Origin of the sequence: Bacillus sp. DU-106 (genome assembly GCF_004799705.1) — a bacterium.
GTDB classification, from domain to species: Bacteria; Bacillota; Bacilli; order Bacillales; family Bacillaceae_G; genus Bacillus_A; species Bacillus_A cereus.
In genome coordinates this window covers 2,283,462-2,306,732 of the sequence record NZ_CP026607.1, presented here as the reverse complement: position 1 = coordinate 2,306,732, position 23,271 = coordinate 2,283,462, and the positions used below count along the sequence as shown (strand labels likewise).

The window sequence follows — 23,271 nt, the reverse complement described above, 5'->3', positions numbered from 1 at the left end:
CACAATCTAGTAATGAATATTTTAATCAACGCATTAGAACTTATTTAGTCTATTGAAACATTCATTGCACAATTAGGAGATGATTCATTTGAAAAAACAATATACTGTAAGTACATATTTATTGGATAGACTACATGAATTAGGAATTGAACATATATTTGGGGTTCCTGGTGATTATAATCTTGCCTTTTTAGATGATGTGGTAGCACATGAAAATTTAAAGTGGATTGGCAATTGTAACGAATTAAATGCTGCATATGCAGCAGATGGGTACGCTCGCATAAAAGGAATCGCTGCTCTTATTACTACTTTCGGTGTCGGAGAATTAAGCGCCATTAACGGTATTGCTGGCTCATATGCAGAAAACGTGCCAGTTATAAAAATCACGGGTACGCCACCAACAAAAGTAATGGAAAATGGAGCAATCGTCCATCATACGTTAGGCGATGGAAAGTTCGATCACTTTTCCAATATGTATCGAGAAATCACTGTGGCACAAACAAATGTAACACCTGAGCATGCAGCTGAGGAAATTGACCGTGTATTACGTGCATGTTGGAATGAAAAACGCCCTGTTCATATTAATTTGCCAATTGATGTGTATAATAAACCAATTAATAAACCGACAGAACCTATTATAAATAAACCTATTTTAAGTAATAAAGAAGCATTAAATAAAATGCTTCTACATGCCATTTCAAAAATAAATAGTGCCAAAAAACCTGTTATTTTAGCTGATTTTGAAGTAGATCGATTTCACGCTAAAGAAAATTTACATCAATTCGTAGAAAAAACTGGGTTTCCCATCGCGACGTTAAGTATGGGAAAAGGAATATTCCCAGAAAAACACCCTCAATTTATAGGGATTTATACTGGTGATGTAAGTTCTCCGTACTTGCGAAAAAGAATTGATGAATCTGATTGTATTATTAGTATTGGTGTGAAGTTAACTGATACTATTACAGGCGGCTTCACACAAGGTTTTACAAAAGAACAAGTTATAGAAATCCATCCCTACACTGTGAAAATTATAGATAAAAAATACGGTCCAGTTGTAATGCAGGATGTTTTACAACATTTAAGTGATTCAATTGAGCATCGTAATAAAGATACCCTTGACGTTAAGCCATTTATTTTAGAATCCTCACCTTTTACTGAAGAGTTCATTCCAAAAGCACAAATGGTCACACAAAAACGTTTTTGGCAGCAAATGTACCATTTCTTACAAGAAAACGACGTCTTAATTGTAGAGCAAGGAACACCTTTCTTTGGTAGTTCTGCTATCCCTCTACCTAATAACACTGCATATGTAGGACAACCGTTATGGGGATCTATCGGATATACACTGCCCGCTCTACTTGGTACACAGCTCGCCAATTTATCACGGCGCAACATTTTAATTATTGGTGATGGTTCTTTCCAAGTAACTGCCCAAGAGTTATCAACTATATTACGTCAAAATTTAAAACCAATTATATTTTTAATCAATAACAACGGATACACTGTTGAACGTGCCATTCACGGCCAAAACCAACTTTATAATGATATACAAATGTGGGATTATAATAAACTATCAATGGTATTTGGGGCAGAAGAAAAAAGTCTAACATTTAAAGTAGAAAATGAAGCAGAATTAGCAGCAGTCTTAACAAATATAACTTTTAATAAGAATCAACTTATCTTTATTGAAGTTATAATGAGCCAAAGCGATCAACCTGAATTGTTAGCTAAACTTGGAAAAAGATTTGGTCAGCAAAATTCTTAATATAAAAGCATAACCTAATTATACAATTGGTAGTGTAAAACTTGTTTTGAGAATAGTTTCGACACTCAAAATACATAAGGAAAAGGATGGAAAGCACCATCCTTTTCTATTTTAAGAGCGTTCTTCGACTAACGCCCCGTGCGACAAGCAAAAATTCTTAATCCATCTTTAACTTTATAGCTTTTGTCGCAATAAATGTTTTAATATGCTTATCTAATATCCTTGTTCCACCAAAATCATCCTCATAAAAACCTGTTATAGCAAAACCAGCTTCAATTTGGCCTTGGATTTGGTCTTCTAAAGTATGCGCATATTCTATTGTTTGATTTGAATCGATGTAATCTTGAACTTCATCCTCTGGTAAATAATCCAATGTTGATGAAGGAATTGAATGTTTAACATCAAGAATACCTTTTTGCTCTTGGTTATCATCAAAAATCCATAGTAACGGATTTGTAAATCCAGCAATAAGAATACCTTTATTCTTTAAAACCCTAGAAACTTCATTCCATACAAGATGAACATCTTTTACAAACAAAAATAAGCTACGCTTTTTCTTTTTTATTCAGCAAGAGTTAACTGCCAAGATACACCATACTTATCATTTAACCAGCCAAACTTTTTACTAAACGGATAAGAACCTAAAGGCATAAGAATTGCTCCATCCTGCGCTAGTTTATGAAAGACCGTATCAATTTCTTCTTCTGTCTCACAAGTTACATAAAGAGACATAGCTGGAGTGAATGTAAAATTATGATTTACATAACTATCAATACACATAAACTCTTGGCCATTTAGCGTAAAAGTTGCATGAATTACAGTTCCCTCTTTACCAGGTCCATTTTCATCATAGCGAGAAATACTTACAATTTCTGATTGATCAAATAGCGACGTATAAAAATTCATTGCTTCCTCAGCTTTGCCCTCAAACATTAAAAACGTAGTAATTTTTTGATTTGCGTTACTCATATGGAGACAGCCCCTTGTTATGTATTTATGTAAAACATACGTCACTCAAAAACCGAACGTATATTCCTATGAATATATTGTCTATAAAAACGATGAGTTTGTCAATTATCTACTTTATTATTTCTTCTTAAATAATGCTGTCCAAAGAAATGATTCTCCAAACATTTCATTCGGTTGTTTCATTTGTTTCATCCTTCTAATCTCAATTACCTCTAATTCTTTAAATATCTCTCTTAACTTTTCTTCCGAGTATGCAAGACCACCTTGTAGACTCCATTCTCTATATACGTCCCAATCTGTTATTTCTGATCCATTTCGCTCATCTAAATCGCCTGCTGCAAAACATGTTAATCCGAAATAACCACCCGATTTTAATGAGTTTTTAATTAAATCCACATAATTTATTCTTCTATGCGGTGGAATGTGATGCAAACAGCCCGAATCATATACAAAATCAAATTCGTTTTGAACCTCTAAATTAAAAATTGAATCACAAATAAAATGAATTTCTACCCCTTTTGCCAATGCCCTTTCTTTTGCCCAGTTAATGCCTTCTACAGATAAATCCACTGCTGTTACATCAAATCCTTCATTCGCTAGATAAATTGCATTTCTACCCGGACCACATCCAAGTTCTAATACTTTCCCTTTTAAAACTCTCTCTTTTTGTATATAAGAAACTAGATTCTCATCTGGAACATTTTCAAAAAACGGAACATCCTTTTCTCTATTCTCATAAAACTCATTCCAAAATGGTTCAGCAGGTCTTAATAATGAATCAAGCATTTTTAAAATATCTTTTTGTGTGTGTAACATTTCAGTTTTCATTAATACCCCTCCATAAATTAATAGTCAGAAAATTATTATATATCTTTTCGAACTTTCAAACAAAGAAAAAACTCCTATATTCAATAGGAGTTTTTGTCTTTAAAATCCGAGTACAGCTAACCATTTTAACAATTTCTCTTCTCGCGCTTTTAAATCATCATTCCTAAACTTGCCTAGTTGTATTTCACTAACAACTTCTCCGTCCTCCATAAAAAGAACTCTTTCTGTTTTCTCTGCTACCTATACAACATGAGTCACTTAAGAAGGTTACTTTGCTGAAAAATAAAGCCGATTTCGTTAAGGGATATTTTTGCTAACGCCTCTTCTTTCATACATGTTATTTCATACAATCATACTTTTCTAATAAAATAACGCTTTTGTTCACTTTTTTGATACATTTACGAAACATTCATGTGTTACCTTCATTAAGTTCTTTTCTTTTTATAATGTCGTGTGAGATATACCAACAGAGGAAGCCCTAGATCCCCTAATCCTAGGGCTTTTTTATAAGAATTTTATACATTTTATTATTTCCACTAACTCTTTAAATTGTATATACATAATATAAAATTTTCATGTTGTTATATTTTTTGATGGCCTCTTATCTTTCCTTAAAAGGCTTTTTTTCAAATAACGCTTTTATTTAATTTATATTTAAAAAGTTCCTTTTCATAAAGACTTCCCTTATATGCTATACTCATTCTTAAATAATTGTATAAGGAATGTTAAAAATGGATGATAGATCGTCAAGACAATGGAAATTGCGACAAAAGTTAAGAGCACTGAAAACCAAAAACAACAATGACACAAACCCTTTGTTTAGTGAATGCCTTGAATCCCTAGGAAACGAAACTCTCATTTTCTCCCAAGAAAAAAGCCAGCAGATTGCTATTATTTTAATGAATTCATTTCCTATAACTGTCTCGGGAAGAATAGATTGGGAACAGATAGATAACCAATTCATAGCTTCGAACAAAGAACAACTAATTTCCCTTATTAGAGCAAACCAACTAGATTTTGACGAACAGATTTTTATAATATGGGATAACTATGAAATCCCTGTAGTAAGTACAAATCTTGATAAAGTATTCCAATCACTAGTTGACGTTGATGCAGTCAGTTTTTATTACTGGATATTAGACAAAGAATATAGATTCGTAATTGAAATAAATGATAAAGAATTGATTAGGATTGGGTTTCGCTAATACTCTAAGCATATTTCCTCATTCTACTGATCTGCAAAATTTAAATTGTATTATTTATCAAAGACTTAAAATATACGAATGTCACGTAAACCGATTGGTGTTAATCATGTTTATGTTTATAATTACGTTGATTTGGATAACTTGCATTTATAAAATGTAAATGTTTTACAAATTCAAGTTAAACAAACATTGTTATATCAAGGTTTGTTTGACCTAACATGTTATATTCTTGATACTAAGACGGTTTTTATGAGCATTTCGTATAAGTGTGATTTAACTGATTAAGACTATTTTTAAAAACGACATATCAGCGATAATTTATGTCTATTCTGTATAAGTGTTAGCAAGATCGTTTGCAAACTTGTTAGCACTTTTTTAAAACTTAAACCAGAGGAGATTCATACAATTTAGTAACAATGTAAAATTGTATTTATCAAGGATAAACCATTTAACAAATAGTTTGCAGCACTGAATGATTTACAAAAGAATACCCATCGATACACTACGAATAAAAATAATCAGCTAATCGAGGGAATATAATTATTTTTATTTAATTCGCACTTGTACTTCTTGTTCTTGTATTACTTGAATGATTAACTCCAATACAATATTTTGTATTAACTGATGCTCATTATCATGAAGTTTACTTTGTTCTGATATGTATTCAATACATTGATATATATACCCTTCTACCAATAAGCTCCCTTTTTCAACTGTAAGTGTATTTTGCTCATTCTTTTTTACCTTTGGTATTAAAAATTCGGTTTTTGTCAAAATAATCTCCTGTTCAACCTCTTTTATTCCAATCACTTTTTCTTTAAATACAACCTTTTCTCGCAAACTAATTTCACCTTTATATCTTCCTATTTCTATTGGTAGTTTCGCTGTAATAAAATTATTTACGTCTTCCCCATTTTCACTCTCTAATATTATACTGTGAATAGGAATCCATGAAGATGCCTCTACCTTATTCTCTTCTTTATTCCCTTTATTTTTTTGGTTATATAATTCAAAATGAATTCTCTTCTCATGAAGATTTAAAGAAACTAATTTACAATAACTATCCGAATAATATTGTTGCACTGTAGTTAATAACTTACAATCTAATTCACGCCCTTCTACACCTTTTTCATTCCTAAATACAAATGCTTCTTGATTTTTAACATTTATTTTTGGAAATATTTTAAAACTAGTTACTTCTGAAAAAATAGAAAATGGAGTTTTGACCACCAGTGAGCGTATTAAAGGCCCTATTTGTGATCCAGACGCTTTACCTTCTTTCTCTAATTTTGATGCTACATATTCTCCCTTTAATTCAGGTGGTATTTCTTCTTTTCCCCCTCTTTTTTCGTGTAAATTATCTTGTATATTCAGTTTTTTATACTTGTAAATTTCATCCCATATCCCCTTACCAATCCATGGATTTTTCATCACCATCCCCCCGTCTGATGAAATTCAAAAAATTTGTTTTTTGTATGTGACCATTTCATCATTATATATGTTGTATAAAAATAAAAAAGAAATTGTCTTTTTAACAAAGACAATTTCTTTTTATTTTTATAGTGCTACTTGTACTTGTTGTACTTGTAAAACTTTTAAAGTAAGATCTAGTACAATTTTTTCACGAAGCGTATCAAATGGTTCGTTTAGGTTTGTAGGACAAGGTGAAAAGTCTAATTCAAAAAATTGAGCGCTTACTAATTCACAATATGGTTGTTCGTTATAAAAAACTGCATTTTCAAAGAAATATTTGTCTAGACGTGGTAAATCACCGTTTTTAGGATTTATAAAATGAGAAGTAGTGTCCGAAGAAGAAGCTACTAAAGCTAATGATAGAAAATCACCTTCTGTCAGATCTGCAAAACCAGAAAATGGAACATTTGCAATACGATCATATAGAACTCCATTACACTCGTCATTTGCATATTCAATATTTTTACGAATATAGCCTTGTACAAATAATTTCGCTCTTGTAACTCGTCGGTAAGGTGTACCTGGTACTGGTACGAATGCTACAGGCACTAACTTACATTGTGTTAAAAATACGTTTTTTAAGATGCGTTTAATTTCGACTGCTGGAGGCTCTAATGAAATATCAGACTCTACAACAATTTGAAGCGTTCTTTCAGCTAATACAACTGGAATCTTTACAATAGGTGCTCCTGGAGTAACAATTGGTGTTGCAGTCTCATCACTTAATGGTGTTTGGGTTTGTCCCGCTACCTGACATGGTACATTAATTGGACATTGTTCGCTCATGTTTTATGCTCCTCTTTTTATAAGATTTTAGAGTTTATGAAATTTTCAAACTCATAATACTTGTATATGTCTTTCTTCTACTAATGTTTGGGTTCTATAGTAGCCTTTTTAATCATTATCATTAAGTTAGTATAATCTAATCATTTTTATTGAAAATTCTGAAAATTAATATTTTTAGAGGAATACAAATTCTGTTTTCAACGTATCTCGCAGATTCGGTAAAATTATGAAGTCTTTATTACATGAGTTATCTTGAATTTAATTTTGGATATCACGATATGAACATGGTTACCAAATGATGATTTTTATTTTTATCAAGCTATATATTCGTAAAAAATCGCTTTACATATACTGAAGTTTTATTTGTTGTTACATAAAATCTTTTACCTATTCAATTTTGAAATATACATTCAAGACAGTATACTCCAAAATAAGAAATTATTTTAAATTAGAATATTTTCTTTGATAAATGTGTGTTGATTAATTTCATAATCAGTAGTTCTATCCACTCTCCCTTAAAAATTAGCATAGTTTTTATGAATTCTATATCTAGTAGAAAGCTCTCTATCATATAAAAGTATAATAATAGGTTAATAAACAAGCAGTTTTTTTACTAAAACATAGAATAATACTGACCCTAATTGAAGGGAGGCATAAAAGATTTCCTGGAATAATGATTGCTGAAAATTTAAAGACAAGCACCATTGTGATGACGATAAATTTAGATATATTATTTAAATAATTTGTGTTATAGTTTCAAATGTTAATTAATTACAATATTTTTCAAAAAGAGTATACATAGTCATATAAATCATGTTATTTTGGATAGTTTGTTCTTTAAATTAGGAATTAAATAAAGAATTATAAAAACGCGCTAGGTACAACTAAGAAAGAAACAGGATAAAGAATAAGTCATATTACCTGTAGTAATAACACTAAGTGAATTGCACCTCTTATAAGTGACTTGTGTATCTCTTACTGCGTTTGAAGTTAATTGCCAATATTTCGTGTCGTTCTTCTACAAGACATTGCGTAAAACCGTTTGGTTACCAATTCCACCAACGTAATCTTCAACATCTTTCATTCACTTCATTAAATTGTCCTGTTGCTTGATTTTGTGCTTCTTGAACTTTTTTATTCAACTCTGTTTTTGTGGTTTCAATATCTTTGTTGACTTGCTCTAAGGTATCTTCCTTTACTTTGTCCATATCAGGAACAACCGACTCCCAATTGCCATTCTTCCATAATTTGAGGATGCCAGGCTTGCCGTTTGAAATATCTAACCATAAGGTTTTTCCATTTTCTAAACCGATTGTCGGTGGTTTTGCGCTTTCAATAATTTTTGTTTGATAATTTTTAAGGTTTTCTTGTACTTTTTCTGCTAACTTTTTTGCTGCTTCTGATTCCTTTTTCACAACATCAACTTGTTCATTTGTCTCTTTCACAAGTTCTTCCAACTTATCTAACAAGCCTTTATTTGCTTTTCCAGCTAGACTGCCCATAACTTGGGCATACATGTGATCTAACAGACTTCTCGTATCTTCTACTTCTTTAAAATCAACAAAATAATATTTATCATTTGCCGCATTTGTATCACATTCATCCGCTGCGATAAGACGTGCTTCTAAAAACAAAGGTGGCGTAAATTTTGTATCTTTGAAATGGACAATATCGCCCTTATTTACTTTTTCATGAGATAAACCAAATATCTTTTCTAATGCAATTGGAGTTACTTCATACTGTACAGTGCTATTAATACGTTTCTTTAGTTCCGCTTCCGTTAGTTGTTTTAATCTTTCGGCTGACATATTTTGATCTTCTGTTTGTGGACTATAGATGTCATATTTGTGTGAACCATCTTCTGTCCAACGTTGTAAGGCATCTGCATCAGCGACGTATAACTTCCCACCGTTAATCTTTTCAAAAGTTAGATACTCACCTGTTTCTTCGTTTACTTCAACAGTAAAATCCTGTAGCGGTTCTTTTAAACTTTTCCTAGCCACTCCGCCATGCCATGTACTACCTGCACCAAAGTTATCTATAACAAAGCGCTCACTATCTGACTTTAGAGTTCCTGTGTTTTCACCTTCGTTAGTGTTTGGACCATTTTGATTCCAACCAACCATTGTTTTCATTTCATCGTGCATAACAAGCTGTTCTTTCTCGACTGTTCGTTCTTCCACAGAAACAGGGTATCCCATACGAAAATGTTGAATTTCTTCTTCCTTTTTTCGTGAAATATCAATAAAAGTAGAGGGAGTTTCTACCTTAACTATGAACGTAGGATCAGAATATTTACTCTCATTATTCGATATATTTGTAATTAATCTACTTCCTTGTAATTTGAAATCTATTTTTCTCCTTGGGCCTAGTTTATAAGGCATTGGACAAATGAATTTTAAGGTGCCTTTTCCTAAACTCATAAAATTATCAACATTAAAATCTTCATCAATAACAGCTATATATGTTCTATCTAGTTTTGTATCAAAAGTTAGCTCGGTTGCTTGTTCAGTAATTAACCATGTCGCTATTTCTTCTTTTAACGTTTCTAAATCTGTTCCATCTGGAACGATAATTCCCACAGGGACAGAAAGTCGACGAGGATCTGTTTCCATTCCTAATAATCTTGCGCCTGGATATCCAGGCGTGTTTAAGAATTTACGTTTTAGAGGTTCCCATGTTGGCGGGCTCCATCCTCTTTCTAGTTGGATATATTCTTTTCGTTGATTGTTGAATGTAAAAGAGCTCATTTTGACACTCCGTTTTTTTATAAAATAAAAGAAACCCAAACCTAAAAGGCTGAGTTTCTCTTTTCTTCTCTTTCTTGATACTCGGTTGTATAGCCGATAAGTACCGCGTGCCACGTCTCTTCCTTCTAAATTTACGGGTACTTCAATAAATCTCCACCAAGCATTGGAATAACTCCACCGCCAGATGATCCGAAAGAATTATTAATGACTTGATTTGATACACTATTTGTCATGGCTTGTCTACTGTTTGACATACTTCCATATACACCACTCATGACGGTCTTTAATCCTCCTAATTGGCTTGCGGAAGTAGCCATCATACGGCTTATATTATCCATTAATTGATTTTATAGATTATAAAGGTATATTATGAGTTGTGTTTTCCGCCACTTCTCACAATACAAATATATCACGTTAACTCCAAAACGACCGGCACATTTCCTGCCAAAAAACGGCCATAACCCTTTCACTTTTTATTATCTGATTTACATATAATTACAATGAAAAATGCAATTATGCTCACAAAAGAAGGGATTATTTTTAATCCCTATCTTTTGTGATTGTAGTATTTATGAAATTAGAGCTATCAAAGAGATGTATATCAATAAAGGCTGATGTTAGTTTTCATCTTTATCATTTTCTGATTTCGTAGCAGTATCTTTAAAAAAATCACCTGCTAAATTAAGTAGTTTCTTTCCACCTTCACTATTCAAAAGATTCATTAAAAATACCGGATCTTGAACCTTTTGAATAAGAGCTTGCATAAATACGGATTTAGCAACACCTAATATCTCTGTCGAAGTTATTTTTATATTAAAATATGGAATATTAATTTGGAATGGCGAATAATCAGATGAATTATTTTTCTGTTTTTTTAATGTTTCATCAGTCGTTCCATTGATTGCTTCATTGGTTGTTTCATTATTCGTTTTGGAAAGTGTAACAGCTTCGGCCGCTATTATTCGACTTTTCTTCTGAGTTACTTCGGTTATTGGAATAGATGAAGTTTGATACGAAACATTTTTATTAAAATATGGGCTAGATCCCATTTTTTTCTCCTTTCATAACGAACACATTATATATTCTAAACATATATTAAACTATATTAATGAAGGATTACTTCACACTACGTGAAGCAACCCTTTATTTATTCTTGGTGATATAAGAAGGTTGTTACTTAAAAACCACCATATCCGCACCAGCTTGCACCAACGATAATAAGCAAGATAAACAATACGATTAGTAATGCAAATCCTCCGCCATAACTACCACAACCACTTCCATATCCTTTTTCTGCAGCCAAGATACACTCCTCCTCTCTAGAAAAAAATGAAGTTCATAAACTAGCAAAAACAAGCAGCGCCAACGATAATAAGCAAGATAAACAATACGACTAGTAATGCAAATCCTCCGCCATAACCACAACCACTTCTATATCCTTTTTCTGCAGCCAAGATATTCCCCCCCGATCCTATAACAAAGATGCGTTTCATAATAACTAACAGAAGTTCTATTAATTTAACTCGTAATGAAAACAAGCTAACAGAAAAATAATTTTTCATTGCAGTCATGTTGTACTTGCTTATCACTACACTGACACTATATGTATTGGGCTGTAAACGGTTATGTGCTTTTATATCAACTTTTCCATTTTTGAGGAAAATGTCATTGACCATTTTTAAAATCGTTATATTTATATTAATAATTTTATAACCCACATTTAAATTTAATCATTCGTATCTTTTTCTCTACTTTGACGATTTGAAATCATTATCTTCTTAATCCATACTATTTTCACTAAGTAATTAATATATTATTTCAAGTTCTCTATGACTTACCCATATCTTATATTGTGTGTAACTGAACCCTTTGCTGAATCCCTTGGTATCATTGAATTTATAACACTTTCTTTTTTGAGTTACATAGTACAAAATTTATGAGTAACTGTAAGGAATACCACCACATTGCTACCAAGCTAAGAATATGAATTTTATCAATCCATGTTTTTCGTTTGCATATTGGCTAGTATAGAACAAAAGGTTATCAAATGCCGAGGGAACTCTCAGCAGATGATAACCCTTTGAACTAGCGTATCAATAATTTAATTAGATAACCTCACAAATATATTATTGAACCACCCCAAATACATTAATTTCAGCGGCACTTGTCCATGGATTGTTGTTTACCTCGCTTAATGCACGTAGTTTAATATAACGACCTGTCTTGTTTACAAAGCTGACCTCTTTCAAGTTAATATTGTTTGCAAAAGCACCTATGGATACCGCTGTTCCCCAGTTTACTCCATCACTACTGACGTAAAACTCATAGTCCTTAATCGTTCCATTTATTTGGCCGTCTTGCCTTGGCAAGTAGCTGAATTTGGAGAGGTTATAAGTTGCACCTAAATCAATTCGAATCTCGTGCGGCATTGGAGCTACGGGGCTCCAGTTTGTATGCCAAAATGTGTCTTTGTTTCCATCAAAGGCATACGTACCTAAATTGTACCAATTATAACTATCTATATATTTTAGTGTCCAGTTTGTTTGCGGAATTAAACTAGCTTCTTTTGTTGTGACTGCTACATTCATAGCAGAATTACTTGTACTTGTCGTTGTAATCGTTACTCCTGATTTTTCTCCCGTGTAGGTATTACTATTCGGATTAGTGTCTGGACCAAAGGTAGCAGCATGATTTTGATTCGTGTAATAGAACGGGTCTTGGTATTCACTGATTGATTGTTCTATATCAATGAAAGGATGAGGATCACTGGAATTATTATTCATGGATTCATCAATATGCCAAACTGCAATACCACCAGAATTTGTTGGTAAGCTCGCATCATACCCAACCTTTGCGCGATTCTCAACTAAAAAATACGTATTATCCTTTAAAGGAATCTTTAACACATTATAATTATTTGGGATAGCATTTAGAGTAAAGTTATTAGTGGTATTTACTACATTTGGTGTTACAAATCCTAATTTTACTTTTGACCAAGCATCCATATGACCCGGTGTAGCTCCATAATCTTCTCCTTGTAGACTATTCCAAGATCCATTACCCATTATACTTAGGCTACCCACACGATTATTATCACCATATAGATCTGGCAGGCCAAAGGAATGACCTAACTCATGAGCAGGGATACCAATTGTTGCCATATGACCATATTGTTTTTCACCCTGCGCCGTATACATGCCTGATACCGTAACACCATCGTGATTTGTATTTGGAGCATACGACTGATGTGCCCAAATATAAGGAAGTGGAGCACCAGGAGCAGCCTGTTCATTACCAGCAAGAAAACTTACAATGTAGAAGCCATCTTTAGAGTCAATGACTTGATCATTATTAGTATCAAGACTAGCAAAATTCACTTGAGAATCAGCTTTAGCCAGTGCATCTGTTATAACCGTACCCATACTTTTTCCCGATGTACTCGGATGAGCGTAATCTAATTTCACTTTAACCACTCCATCATTTTGAGTACCATATGTTTCAGGAGCTGGAGTTATCTGTACTTTTCCGTTACTTACTTCATTATAGTAATTCTTAACTGACTTTTGATTTGTAGAAAAGAATTTGTTACTCCAGTCGTTATCGTTATATGCAATATCAACATCTGTAAACCCAATTAACAAAACAAGTAATTTTTTGGTTCCTACAACTGGAGTGACAGTTCCATCAATATTTTTTGGTGATTCTTTTTGTAATTTATTCATGTGCACCTGTTTTTTCTTTGCTTGAGGGTTGTATTTTTTTATCCATTTATTCAAATTGTCCTCATTTAACGCCATTGAAGGCTTCTTATCGATTTTATATTTTGTACCCGTTGATATCAGTTCATCTGATGTAAGCTCAGCGTAATTCCAATATCCCTTCTGATCTTGTAAAAGTATGTCGCCATCCTTTGTACTTACCCAGTGGAACCATTCATCTCCATGTAACGTGCCTTCAAAAGTTTCGCCTGACGGCTGCTTCATTTTGACAACTCCCTCGTATGCTGGTGCGGCAAAAGCGTTCGTTTGAACATACAAAACACAAATCAAAGAAAAAACGAACATGAACAGGAACTTTAAAATTCTTTGCATAAACATTCCCCCTTTTTCAATTGTGTGTGAAATATTCTGTTGATAGCCAGACTAGATTCATACATGGAATAGATTGAAAGATACATTTGTATAACACTAACAGAATACCTTTAATTATAATTACAGGAAATTGAAAAAATGTTAATTTTTTATCCAGATAAATATTTTCTCAAGATTATCCAATAAAACAGGATTGATAATGGTAGTTCTTCAGAGAACTACTGATTTTCCGCCTAAAATGTGTCTTAACATAACATGCGAATTTTTTTGATGTGGCAATCCCATCGCAATCAGGCTAAGGTTTTAAACTATCCCAAAAGAAAAAGCAATGATTAAATTTTAAACCTAGTCATTGCCTTATCCATTGCATCTTGATTTACACCTATATAACGTAACGTGAACTTCTCTGACGAGTGATTAAATATCTCCATGAGCAATGGGCTATGTTTTTCGTTTGCATGTACATGTGAGACCCGTATGTTTTTCTCAATGTATGTGTTCCTATTTCATCTAATCCAAACTCTGCCACTGCTCCGCTTAATATCTTATATGCCATACTACGACCAATTGGACGATTCCTACCTTGTCTACTTTGCAATAAATACTCATTATCTTCCCTTTCTTCGATAAACCATTTAAGCTCTCTTTTCAGTGCTGCAGTAATTTGTATTCGTTTCTGTTTCCCAGTTTTCATTTCTCTCATAGATATATGACTACCTTTAACATCTCCTACCTTCAATTTCAAAATGTCCGAGATTCTCAGGCCTGTATTGATTTTCATAATGAAGAGGATGTAATTGCGTAAGCTCTTTTCCTTAAAATACTCTTTAAGCTACTGTATTTGTTCTGGATCACGTATTGGCTGAACAAAATTCATTATTCATTACCTCCAGTTTCTTCAGTCTCATAAACTTCTAATCTAAGAGCAAAAGCAAGTTTATAAAATACTCTAGCCTTAACACGTCGATAAGTACGCTCACTCATGCCGATTTCGTTATATACCATATAATCACATACATCTTCATCTTCTAGATAACGCTTAATGATGATGTCTCTTTGCTCCCTTCCTGCACGCCCATTACCCAAACGACTAAGAAACTGGTCAATACGAAATGATGTTTGCTTAATCCATTCTTCTCTTTTACTTTGTTGAATATTAGCCATCTCTACATCTTCTAATGGCTTTCCTACATCATTTGTAGATCCGTGATATCTAATTTCATAAGAAGGAGTAACTTTCATTTCTTCACGCATCATTCCAAACTGTCTATATAAACGTACATTTTCGAGAGCACCTTCTAATTTTTTCTGCGTTGCTACTCTATCGATTTTTGGTAAGAAAAATAATTGTTTAGTCATGTAAGACCACTCCTTTTTATTTTTAAATTATTTTTGTCTTAATGCTCCGTGTCTTCGTTCATAACAAGGTCTATGTATTCCCATTAAATCACCAATTTCACGAGTACTTAATTTCTCTTTTTGTTTTTTCTTATTTTTCTTCTTTCCTTGCTTGGATTGCTTTTTCCACTCGCGTAATTGTTCTTTTAGTGCCCTCATATTTCTCCATCCCTCTTTTCAAAATAAAAAGAACACCTATTCCTAAAACAGCTTTAATTGCTGCTTTAATGAATTGGTGCCCTCTAGTTTTCTAGCCGGACTATATTCTGTTTGTTTTACTTTAAAAGGATTATTTTGTTAAAAAATTCATTCTAACTTATAAACACTATCTTTTTCTTATATTTCCCATTAAAATTTAATAGAAATATTCCGATAACAAAGGAGCAACCTATGAAACATAATATAAATCTATGGTCCTTTATTTTTTCATTCGTTTGTATTGCTTGTTTTCTTTTATATCTTGAAGTATGTACACCTGAAATAAATGCATCTTTTATAAACGCCGTTTATTTTCACCCTTTATTTTTCGTACTCATTTTTTCAATAGGAACTTTTTTTGCTGGTATTAAAGGATTCTCTAAAGTAGATAATTGGATATCAATGCTTAGAAGCATAGTAACAGTTCTACTAACAATGTTATTATCAGTGTTTTTAACACTAACTTTGATTGTGGGCTATGCATTAAGTTAATCGTAGTTCTTCACGAATAAAAACCAATATTCCGTCAATACTGTAGACACATGGTTATCTTTCTCCGATTTCCTTATATAAGCAGTTAGCTTTTGCTAGCTGCTCTTTATTTGTACAAGGTACTCAATTGACTGGCGCACATATAATATCCTGAGTTCCTTTCTTTATAAAATAGTCGTTATAAAATGAGACTCGTCACGAGAGCACTTTACTAAGTGCTCTTTTTATATTCCAACTTAATACAAAATGAAAGTTTGATTAAGCTTATTTTTACTACCGCATAACATGTTTAATTCTGCTTATAATATAGTTGTAACTTAAAGTTACATATCATTTACTTGTAGGGCCTAATCTTCTTTTGTACAACAAGCAGTTAGCTAATTAAGCTGGCTGCTTTGTTGTGCAAAATGAAGTTTTTATACGATTTTAAACACATTTAAAAATAAATTCATATGATATTATTCCTCTCTTTTACAAAATGGATTTTGGTCAGAAGAGCACTTTTACAAAGTGCTCTTTTCCCATGGAATTAAAGCTCTACAAAATAGAGTTTTTGTTCAAATTAACGATCATACAATTGGACGGATTTACTAGTATTTTTACCAAAAAATTCATGATATGGTTAATTAGTCGAGTACGTCATTACTTGGCACTTCCCCTTAGAAGCCCCGCGGACAATCGGGGTTTCTTTTATCAATATATATTTGTCAAAATAGTTAGTTTAGTGTTAAAATATCATAGATTCTCCTTAGGGAGTTTTCATGTAATTAAACAAGAGTTTACAAGTTCTCGAATCTTCGCCCCTTGGAGCGCCCTTCAAGGGGCTGAACTAATTAAAATAACGATTTTGTTCACTTTTTTGATACATTTATGAAACATTCACATGTTATCTTCAATATGTTCTATTCTTTTTGAAAAACCATGTGAGAATACCAAAACAAGAAGCCCTAAATCTAGGGCTTCTTGTTTTCAAATAAGGATTTTGTTAAAAACTACACATTTATTAAGAACATGCATAAAATATAATGTGGTATTCTTTTTCAATATTATTTTTTATCCGAGAGCGCCTTGAATGGCGCTCTTTAATTTCTAAATAACATTTTCAGGTAATTACGAGAGCGGATTTTATTATGTCGTACAAGCACTACTTCACTTTATTAAATAGACTATATAGATATCTAAAAGAAGGGAGCTTTAAATTCATATGGCTGATTACTTTTATAAAGATGGTAAAAAATATTATAAAAATCAATCGCATTCCAACAATCAAAAAAACAACTGTTTTATTGAAACTCATACGATAGCTGGTTCTGCAGAAAATGCAAATGGGAATATACCTGTATCTGTTTTCCTTGAAACCACCGCTCCACAAACTGTATTTGAGGATTTTACAAACAATCATAATAAAACATTAATTCAGTTATTCGTTGTCGGTATGAGTGCACCCGTTCAAGTAACTATTCTAACAAGAAGATCTAACGTACCAATTACTACTACATTACAACCTGTTCAAACAAAAATATTTCAAGTTGAAGATTTTCAAAGTCTTACTCTTACAAAGCAAGAAGGTTCTACTAGTGTAGTTAGTTTATTTGTTCAAAAAACATTCTGTATATGCTGTAACGATAATAACGATTCATGTGATAAATATTACCACGAATGTAATTGATAGATTAAATCACCAGAAGAACCCTTTATATAAAGGGTTCTTCTCCTTTAACTCCCCCACATTTTCCGGTTTTTATTAAACTAACTATTTTGTTAAAAATCTTTCTTCATTCTTTTTAGATCAAGTAACATATCTTACTAGATAAGGATATATTCCACAAAATTTTGAAAGGAGGACTTTTTATTAACACTACTTTAATTTCTCATTTTTATAACGAAGAGTATCTGCTTCCGTGGTGGTTAATGCACCACACAAAATTATTTGATCATGGCATTCTTATTAATCGTGGGTCTACTGATCGTTCGGTTGAATTATGCAAATTATTTGCACCTCATTGGGAAATCCGTGAATCAAAGGTACTAGAGTTTGATGCCATTTTAGTTGATCAAGAAGTAATGAACATAGAAAAAGAAATTACGGGATGGAAAATGGTACTAAATACCACTGAATTTCTTTGCTGTGTTGATAAGGAAGCCTTTTTCTCATCTCTTGCCAATTTAGGGCAAAAGATGTATGCTATTAGAACTATTCTGATGGTGGATGACCCTGCTCACGGTTATACCAATCCCAGATACGGAATTCCCCTTGTCAAACAGCGTTATCATGGGAGAATAATCCCTCCTAATCCACCTGCTTCATACTATGGTGGTAGATTAATCCACCATTATTCGCATGGTAACTATTGGGCAGGGCGACATTGGTCACCTCATCCATTTATCGTTTACATGTATCCTGCTTTCATTTTAAAATTCTTTTACAGTCCCTGGAATACTGCTATGAAAAACCGAAAATTACAAATTGGGCCTACTCTTTCTAAACATAGCATCCAGCGTGACTTAGGTACTCATCATCTGGCAACACTAGATAAATTAGAAAAAAATTATATACACTTTACAACCTCAACTACTGATCTTCGGTTAAACCCGGAATATCAAGTTTTATTTCCAGATTTATGTTTTCCTAACTTACAGTAATGTCCTTAAAAAAACATTCATATATATTTATCAGATGCACTTTGAAATCCCAGAGTATCGAATACTTTTATGAGTCGACTGACCAACAATATTCGATTTATCTTTAAAAATTTATTAAAAATAACTTAGATACAAAAAAGCTACGTTTTATATAGGATAAAAATTTTTTTACGCAAAGGAGCTTGATTATTTGTGAATTTCCAAAATGATAACAACTCTAACATTCACAAACCTTGCACTTGTCCATCCCCCACGGCTAATAGCTTAAATGTTGTTCAAACTACCCCATCAATAGTTTCTGTAAATTCCGCGATTCCACTAGATACCGTGGTAAATTCTAATGGTACAGCAATCTCGTTCACACCACCAACAACTGTTTTACTTGAAGGTGGAAGAACCTATTTGGCAATCTATGAAGTACAAGTTATCATTCAACCAGGAGGTAATTTGGCAGGTATCACTATGTATCTTAATAATAATCCAATCATTGGATCTGGTACTTCTCTGGGATATACTGCAGGATTCACTTCTGTATCAGCACCCGCAATTTTCACTACACCTTCAGGTATAACAAGTACTCTTACTATTAATGTAGGACCATATTCTAATACATTAAATACATTGGGCTTGACTCTTGCTGTTGTAGCATTAACATAGTTAAATCTAATACTTTCTAAAATAAATTTCTTTGTCCTTTAACTGCGGTTTGGAGTTAACCTCTTAGAACTCACTATAACTACATATAGAAAAAGATTATTATCTAAAATCAATAGTATTGGGTGACTCGGCTGACACAATTGCTGAGTCACCCATTTTTTATAATAAATTAACGCTTTTGTTTAGTTCTAATTTTTATAGTTAGATTAGATAAATTTATTTCTTATTATCTCAAAATACAATCACACCCAATTCATATCATGCATCTACTGGATATAATCTGCTATTCTTAGAGAGGATGATATACATATGTCTAGAAAAGACAGATTCAATTCACCTAAAATAAAATCTGAAATTTCAATTTCTCCCGACCTAGTCGGGCCTACTTTCCCACCAATCCCATCATTTACTCTGCCTACTGGAATTACCGGACCTACTGGCAACACTGGGGCTACCGGCGACACTGGACCTACCGGACCCACATTTAACATTAATTTTCGTGCAGAAAAAAATGGTGCACAGTCTTTTACTCCTCCTGCAGATATTCAAGTATCGTATGGTAATATAATATTTAATAATGGTGGAGGGTATTCTTCAGTAACGAATACATTTACAGCCCCTATAAATGGTATCTATTTATTCAGTGCCAATATAGGATTTAATCCAACTTTAGGTACGACTTCTACTCTAAGAATAACTATAAGAAAAAATTTAGTATCCGTTGCTAGCCAAACAATAGATATACAATTTTCTGCAGCAGAAAGCGGAACTTTAACTGTAGGCAGTAGTAATTTTTTTTAGTAGCGCATTATTACCATAATGAAAATCTTAAAATATAATAGCTACAACAAATCTCATACATATAGGAGGACCTTAATGATTCTAGCTCAAGAAAAGAACATAAAATTAATTATGCATTTTCTTACCTTATTATCTTTTTTTATTCTTATTTTCTTTAGCATCACAATTTTTTATATACCGTTGATTTTTTATTTTGTATACAAATCACAAAACATTCAAAAAAAATATCCTTGAAGCTGTGTTTTATCAACTATTCATTTGGATAATTACAGTAATTTGGAATCTCTTCGCAATAAGAATCTTAATGCTATCCTTGTCTAATTTAGACTTGACTTCAAATAATACTTTGATTATTTTCGGCATAGCTCCTTTATATCTAATACTGTTCCTTTTGTTAATTTTCGGGTCTATAAAAGGGATTTTATATGCGCTACAAGAAAAAGAGTTTCATTATCCTATTATTTCTAAATGGATTAACAAATAAAATCACGTGTAGAAGAATTCAGAGTTTTACTGAATTCTTTTTTTATGGACCTTTCAAAGTCTTTTACATATTCCTCCGTTCCTTCTTTTAAATAAAATCCAAATTCTATACCAATTAATTGACTTATATTTAATTTTTTGGGATTTCATAATAATATTTACCTATAAAATCATTACCCTTATATAAGGAGCCATGAGCCTTTCCACTCATGGCTCTTTTTTATTACGATTTTCATTTCACATCTACACGATTTTGACTAGCTTCTCGACTAAATCCGTCTGGATATCTTGTTGCTAATTTAGATATATTCATTTGAGCAATATCTCCTAGGGTATATTCCCTTTCGTGAGACATGATTGAAATGTAGTACAAGATGTCCCCTATCTCTAAAGCGATTTTATGTGTATTTCCTTCTTCTTCTCCTGGACAATAAGCTGGATCAAATCCATGACCATGAAAAATTGCTTTTTTACAACATCAGCAACCTCACCAACTTCTCCCGTAAGCCCTAATGCTGCATTTAAAACAACTCTACCAAAATCGTTATTTGTATTCCATGTACATAATGTCGCTTCTTGATATTGATCTAATTCACAAATTTGATTGATATTCATTACAGCTTGTCATTCCATTGATTCACTAACTAATCTGGTTGTTTCATATACACCGTTTTCCATAGCGTTCATTTTATTTTCCCCTTCCTATTTAGCAAATTCCTAATCCTTTTTGAGGTAAGTTCGATGACTGGTATAAATCTTCAAATTCATTTATCTAATTTACATCTGTTAACTGAAATTCAATAAGATATTCTCTTTCTCCCAAATTTCGTTTTAATCTTTCTAAGTCTTCATTGCTTATTACAAATCGCTTTGAACTAACGATTGATGGATTCATTTGAACATCACGAACACATGCTGATATCGTAAATTCTTGTTCTATATTATTTTTTATAATCCATATTTCATCTCCAATATGCAGATTGTATTTTTGCATAAAATAAATCGGTACACCTATTTCCCCTTTACTAATCTGTATCACTTTATTATTTATAATCTAATAAAAAATTAAAATTAGCGTTTTGTTTCACGGAACTAATATCTATTACGCTATTATGTTCGCCTTATTTTTATTTTGTATAAAAATGTTATACCCGTTTACTTGTACTTGGATCATCTCTGCCGTTTGCTACTTTTTTACAAAAGGAGTTTTTTCTACAAATGAATCCATTGACTTTTGATTTATTTCTCCGGTATGAATCTGTACGACGTGCGGTGCGCTTGATACTTTAAACAATCGATCATAGATTTATAACGTTACTTGAAGCACTAGCCATTAAAAACTTGATAACTTGATAAACATAAATAAAATGATAATTATCATTTTATTTTTAGAGAAATCTCTTTTTAACATTCTCCTAATCATATGAAGCTAGTTCCCTTCATTTCTTAATATTTTCTTCGTCACTATAGCTATTAATATCATTATGAAACTAATAGCAAATATAGGTAAATAAATTTTCGTACTGAATCCTTCAAACATAAAACCATATACGACTTGCCCAATTGGTGCCATACATTGAGATACCGCTGTTATAATTGCCATCACTTTTCCTAGATTTTCATTTGGTGTTTTCTTTTGGACTACAGTAATCACATAGATGGATACAATTGTCATAATCATTGCGATTAGAAGAGAAGAAAGTATAAAGAGGATAAATGGTGGATAGTATCCTAAATTAAGAATAAACGGTGTAACTGATAGTGCCACTGGCATTACTAATAAAGCTATGATAAGCATCCAATTATATAATGTTTTCATCTGTAACTTTTTAGCAAAGAAACCGATTGACAATGCCCCTAATATGGTTGCAAAATCAATTAATCCCATTCCAATTCCATACATCGTATCGCTACTCTGCATAGTTACTCGTAACATAATAGGTCCTCCAACAACAAATAACGGTGTCAAAATTAAGTTTAGTAAAGCTGCAAGTAACATAGCCTTCAAAATAAAAGGTTGCTTTAAAACATAAAGAAAACCTTCTTTCATATCTTTTACAATTGTCGGTACGATATGGCCTTCCTGTATTCTTTTTATAAATGGTATTGTAATAAACATTTCTAAAATCGCAGATAAAAAGAAAGCAAGACAACTTGTTATTACGAGCATTTTCAAACCAATTATGCCGTATAATATTCCTCCTAGTACAGGTGCAACTATATTAGATAATGCTTGCACACCATTTACGATACCGTTTGCTTGTTCTAACTTTTTCTCTGGAACTAATTGCGGAATACTCGCCATTACAACTGGTGCGTACATTGCACTAATGACTGCTAGTAAAAACATAATTGTTCCAATCAATAAAATAGATACCGATTCAGTTAATAACAAAACTATAAAACTTAATACAATAGCAGCGTTTATAAAATCAAAAATGACCATTACATTACGGCGGTTGAAACGATCTGCTATTGCTCCGCCAAGAGGTGCTAGCAGAAACGGAATACTCGTTACCGCATATAACCCTGCGAATATATCTGCACGCCCTGTTATATCTAGCACATATAGTGAGAGAGCAAAACGTAATAGTGTTGAACCTAAAATAGTAATAATTTGACCACTTACCATTAAGTGAAAATCTTTCAAGGAAGATTGAATACTTGCTGGCATCCTCATCACATCCTTCATTTAGTCTAGACCGACTGCCGGTCTATAACACCCAAACAGA

The 23,271-nt window shown here is 32.5% G+C and carries 19 protein-coding genes and 7 pseudogenes; 8 read left to right on the top strand and 18 right to left on the bottom strand.

Features of this window, described 5'->3' with window-relative positions:
* The first annotated feature begins 79 nt into the window (after positions 1 to 79).
* Complete coding sequence (locus C3Y97_RS11905) at positions 80 to 1,765, top strand: alpha-keto acid decarboxylase family protein (RefSeq protein WP_063225602.1); 1,686 nt, start codon at positions 80 to 82, stop codon at positions 1,763 to 1,765.
* A 157-nt stretch (positions 1,766 to 1,922) separates the two neighbouring features.
* On the opposite strand, the pseudogene C3Y97_RS11900 reads toward C3Y97_RS11905, so the two are convergent.
* The 4 genes and pseudogenes from C3Y97_RS11900 to C3Y97_RS28460 form a co-directional block, all read right to left on the bottom strand.
* A pseudogene (locus C3Y97_RS11900) lies at positions 1,923 to 2,303 on the bottom strand (SAM-dependent methyltransferase); the annotation flags it as partial.
* A gap of 23 nt (positions 2,304 to 2,326) precedes the next feature.
* Positions 2,327 to 2,734 carry a VOC family protein gene (locus C3Y97_RS11895; RefSeq protein ID WP_000063587.1) on the bottom strand — a complete coding sequence of 136 codons (408 nt, stop codon included), beginning with the start codon at positions 2,732 to 2,734 and terminating at the stop codon, positions 2,327 to 2,329.
* A gap of 117 nt (positions 2,735 to 2,851) precedes the next feature.
* Complete coding sequence (locus C3Y97_RS11890; RefSeq protein ID WP_000846113.1) at positions 2,852 to 3,562, bottom strand: class I SAM-dependent methyltransferase; 711 nt, start codon at positions 3,560 to 3,562, stop codon at positions 2,852 to 2,854.
* A gap of 99 nt (positions 3,563 to 3,661) precedes the next feature.
* Positions 3,662 to 3,802, bottom strand: a pseudogene (locus C3Y97_RS28460) (ABC transporter ATP-binding protein); the annotation flags it as partial.
* 491 nt (positions 3,803 to 4,293) lie between these two features.
* On the opposite strand from C3Y97_RS28460, the gene C3Y97_RS11880 reads away from it, so the two are divergent.
* The gene (locus tag C3Y97_RS11880) at positions 4,294 to 4,767 is read left to right on the top strand and encodes a CDI toxin immunity protein (protein ID WP_000342724.1); all 474 of its coding nucleotides are present in this window, start codon (positions 4,294 to 4,296) and stop codon (positions 4,765 to 4,767) included.
* A gap of 546 nt (positions 4,768 to 5,313) precedes the next feature.
* Here the strand turns inward: C3Y97_RS11880 and C3Y97_RS11875 are convergent.
* The 11 genes and pseudogenes from C3Y97_RS11875 to C3Y97_RS27830 form a co-directional block, all read right to left on the bottom strand.
* Entirely contained in the window at positions 5,314 to 6,198 is an 885-nt protein-coding gene (locus C3Y97_RS11875; protein ID WP_000795504.1) for a BC_2427 family protein, read from the bottom strand.
* Between the two features lie 126 nt (positions 6,199 to 6,324).
* Positions 6,325 to 7,026 (bottom strand): CsxC family protein, encoded by a 702-nt coding sequence (locus tag C3Y97_RS11865; protein WP_001294982.1) that lies wholly within the window; start codon positions 7,024 to 7,026, stop codon positions 6,325 to 6,327.
* A gap of 1,070 nt (positions 7,027 to 8,096) precedes the next feature.
* Entirely contained in the window at positions 8,097 to 9,776 is a 1,680-nt protein-coding gene (locus tag C3Y97_RS11860; protein WP_002025803.1) for a distal tail protein Dit, read from the bottom strand.
* 41 nt (positions 9,777 to 9,817) lie between these two features.
* Positions 9,818 to 10,123 (bottom strand): annotated as a pseudogene (locus tag C3Y97_RS11855) (phage tail tape measure protein); the annotation flags it as partial.
* Positions 10,124 to 10,393: 270 nt separating this feature from the next.
* Positions 10,394 to 10,825: a hypothetical protein gene (locus tag C3Y97_RS11850; protein WP_000535863.1), complete on the bottom strand. Its 432-nt coding sequence runs from the start codon at positions 10,823 to 10,825 to the stop codon at positions 10,394 to 10,396.
* Positions 10,826 to 10,953: 128 nt separating this feature from the next.
* Positions 10,954 to 11,079 carry a YjcZ family sporulation protein gene (locus C3Y97_RS11845; protein ID WP_000718601.1) on the bottom strand — a complete coding sequence of 42 codons (126 nt, stop codon included), beginning with the start codon at positions 11,077 to 11,079 and terminating at the stop codon, positions 10,954 to 10,956.
* 40 nt (positions 11,080 to 11,119) lie between these two features.
* Positions 11,120 to 11,230, bottom strand: coding sequence for a YjcZ family sporulation protein (locus C3Y97_RS11840; RefSeq protein ID WP_000718602.1), 111 nt, complete (start codon positions 11,228 to 11,230; stop codon positions 11,120 to 11,122).
* 672 nt (positions 11,231 to 11,902) lie between these two features.
* A complete protein-coding gene (locus tag C3Y97_RS11835) occupies positions 11,903 to 13,867 on the bottom strand; it encodes a M6 family metalloprotease domain-containing protein (protein ID WP_001188937.1) in 1,965 nt (654 codons plus the stop codon).
* A 332-nt stretch (positions 13,868 to 14,199) separates the two neighbouring features.
* Positions 14,200 to 14,744 (bottom strand): annotated as a pseudogene (locus tag C3Y97_RS11830) (site-specific integrase).
* Positions 14,744 to 15,226, bottom strand: coding sequence for an ArpU family phage packaging/lysis transcriptional regulator (locus C3Y97_RS11825; protein ID WP_121868772.1), 483 nt, complete (start codon positions 15,224 to 15,226; stop codon positions 14,744 to 14,746). The pseudogene C3Y97_RS11830 and the gene C3Y97_RS11825 overlap by 1 nt, the downstream one beginning before the upstream one ends.
* Positions 15,227 to 15,253: 27 nt before the next feature.
* Positions 15,254 to 15,424, bottom strand: coding sequence for a hypothetical protein (locus tag C3Y97_RS27830; protein WP_001202055.1), 171 nt, complete (start codon positions 15,422 to 15,424; stop codon positions 15,254 to 15,256).
* Positions 15,425 to 15,655: 231 nt separating this feature from the next.
* Here C3Y97_RS27830 and C3Y97_RS28080 point away from each other — a divergent pair, with 231 nt between their 5' ends.
* The 6 genes and pseudogenes from C3Y97_RS28080 (at position 15,656) to C3Y97_RS28075 (ending at position 20,540) form a co-directional block, all read left to right on the top strand.
* Complete coding sequence (locus tag C3Y97_RS28080; RefSeq protein WP_000682208.1) at positions 15,656 to 15,955, top strand: hypothetical protein; 300 nt, start codon at positions 15,656 to 15,658, stop codon at positions 15,953 to 15,955.
* Between the two features lie 1,204 nt (positions 15,956 to 17,159).
* Positions 17,160 to 17,624, top strand: a complete 465-nt coding sequence (locus tag C3Y97_RS11810) for a hypothetical protein (RefSeq protein ID WP_000796389.1) — start codon at positions 17,160 to 17,162, stop codon at positions 17,622 to 17,624.
* A 242-nt stretch (positions 17,625 to 17,866) separates the two neighbouring features.
* Positions 17,867 to 18,598 (top strand): glycosyltransferase family 2 protein, encoded by a 732-nt coding sequence (locus tag C3Y97_RS11805; RefSeq protein WP_240691062.1) that lies wholly within the window; start codon positions 17,867 to 17,869, stop codon positions 18,596 to 18,598.
* Positions 18,599 to 18,790: 192 nt separating this feature from the next.
* Positions 18,791 to 19,255 (top strand): hypothetical protein, encoded by a 465-nt coding sequence (locus tag C3Y97_RS11800; RefSeq protein WP_001010966.1) that lies wholly within the window; start codon positions 18,791 to 18,793, stop codon positions 19,253 to 19,255.
* 309 nt (positions 19,256 to 19,564) lie between these two features.
* Entirely contained in the window at positions 19,565 to 20,056 is a 492-nt protein-coding gene (locus C3Y97_RS11795; RefSeq protein WP_000087352.1) for an exosporium leader peptide-containing protein, read from the top strand.
* A 75-nt stretch (positions 20,057 to 20,131) separates the two neighbouring features.
* Positions 20,132 to 20,540 (top strand): annotated as a pseudogene (locus C3Y97_RS28075) (magnetosome magnetite crystal formation protein family).
* A gap of 231 nt (positions 20,541 to 20,771) precedes the next feature.
* Here C3Y97_RS28075 and C3Y97_RS11785 read toward each other — a convergent pair.
* The 3 genes and pseudogenes from C3Y97_RS11785 to C3Y97_RS11770 all read right to left on the bottom strand — a co-directional run bounded on the left by C3Y97_RS11785 (position 20,772) and on the right by C3Y97_RS11770 (position 23,213).
* Positions 20,772 to 21,226 (bottom strand): annotated as a pseudogene (locus tag C3Y97_RS11785) (nucleoside triphosphate pyrophosphohydrolase family protein).
* Between the two features lie 25 nt (positions 21,227 to 21,251).
* Positions 21,252 to 21,962 (bottom strand): annotated as a pseudogene (locus C3Y97_RS28070) (ABC transporter permease); the annotation flags it as partial.
* A gap of 6 nt (positions 21,963 to 21,968) precedes the next feature.
* A complete protein-coding gene (locus C3Y97_RS11770; protein WP_001111720.1) occupies positions 21,969 to 23,213 on the bottom strand; it encodes an MFS transporter in 1,245 nt (414 codons plus the stop codon).
* Positions 23,214 to 23,271: the final 58 nt, after the last annotated feature.

Excerpts from the sequence above, each read along its gene's own strand:
- C3Y97_RS11875 (WP_000795504.1), bottom strand. The coding sequence starts at position 6,198 with ATGAAAAATCCATGGATTGGTAAGGGGATATGGGATGAAATTTACAAG.
- C3Y97_RS11825 (WP_121868772.1), bottom strand. The coding sequence starts at position 15,226 with ATGACTAAACAATTATTTTTCTTACCAAAAATCGATAGAGTAGCAACG.
- C3Y97_RS11810 (WP_000796389.1), top strand. The coding sequence starts at position 17,160 with ATGGCTGATTACTTTTATAAAGATGGTAAAAAATATTATAAAAATCAA.
- C3Y97_RS11795 (WP_000087352.1), top strand. The coding sequence starts at position 19,565 with ATGTCTAGAAAAGACAGATTCAATTCACCTAAAATAAAATCTGAAATT.
- C3Y97_RS11770 (WP_001111720.1), bottom strand. The coding sequence starts at position 23,213 with ATGCCAGCAAGTATTCAATCTTCCTTGAAAGATTTTCACTTAATGGTA.
- C3Y97_RS11895 (WP_000063587.1), bottom strand. The coding sequence starts at position 2,734 with ATGAGTAACGCAAATCAAAAAATTACTACGTTTTTAATGTTTGAGGGC.
- C3Y97_RS27830 (WP_001202055.1), bottom strand. The coding sequence starts at position 15,424 with ATGAGGGCACTAAAAGAACAATTACGCGAGTGGAAAAAGCAATCCAAG.
- C3Y97_RS11880 (WP_000342724.1), top strand. The coding sequence starts at position 4,294 with ATGGATGATAGATCGTCAAGACAATGGAAATTGCGACAAAAGTTAAGA.
- C3Y97_RS11905 (WP_063225602.1), top strand. The coding sequence starts at position 80 with ATGATTCATTTGAAAAAACAATATACTGTAAGTACATATTTATTGGAT.
- C3Y97_RS11860 (WP_002025803.1), bottom strand. The coding sequence starts at position 9,776 with ATGAGCTCTTTTACATTCAACAATCAACGAAAAGAATATATCCAACTA.
- C3Y97_RS28080 (WP_000682208.1), top strand. The coding sequence starts at position 15,656 with ATGAAACATAATATAAATCTATGGTCCTTTATTTTTTCATTCGTTTGT.
- C3Y97_RS11805 (WP_240691062.1), top strand. The coding sequence starts at position 17,867 with ATGCACCACACAAAATTATTTGATCATGGCATTCTTATTAATCGTGGG.
- C3Y97_RS11850 (WP_000535863.1), bottom strand. The coding sequence starts at position 10,825 with ATGGGATCTAGCCCATATTTTAATAAAAATGTTTCGTATCAAACTTCA.
- C3Y97_RS11890 (WP_000846113.1), bottom strand. The coding sequence starts at position 3,562 with ATGAAAACTGAAATGTTACACACACAAAAAGATATTTTAAAAATGCTT.
- C3Y97_RS11865 (WP_001294982.1), bottom strand. The coding sequence starts at position 7,026 with ATGAGCGAACAATGTCCAATTAATGTACCATGTCAGGTAGCGGGACAA.
- C3Y97_RS11835 (WP_001188937.1), bottom strand. The coding sequence starts at position 13,867 with ATGCAAAGAATTTTAAAGTTCCTGTTCATGTTCGTTTTTTCTTTGATT.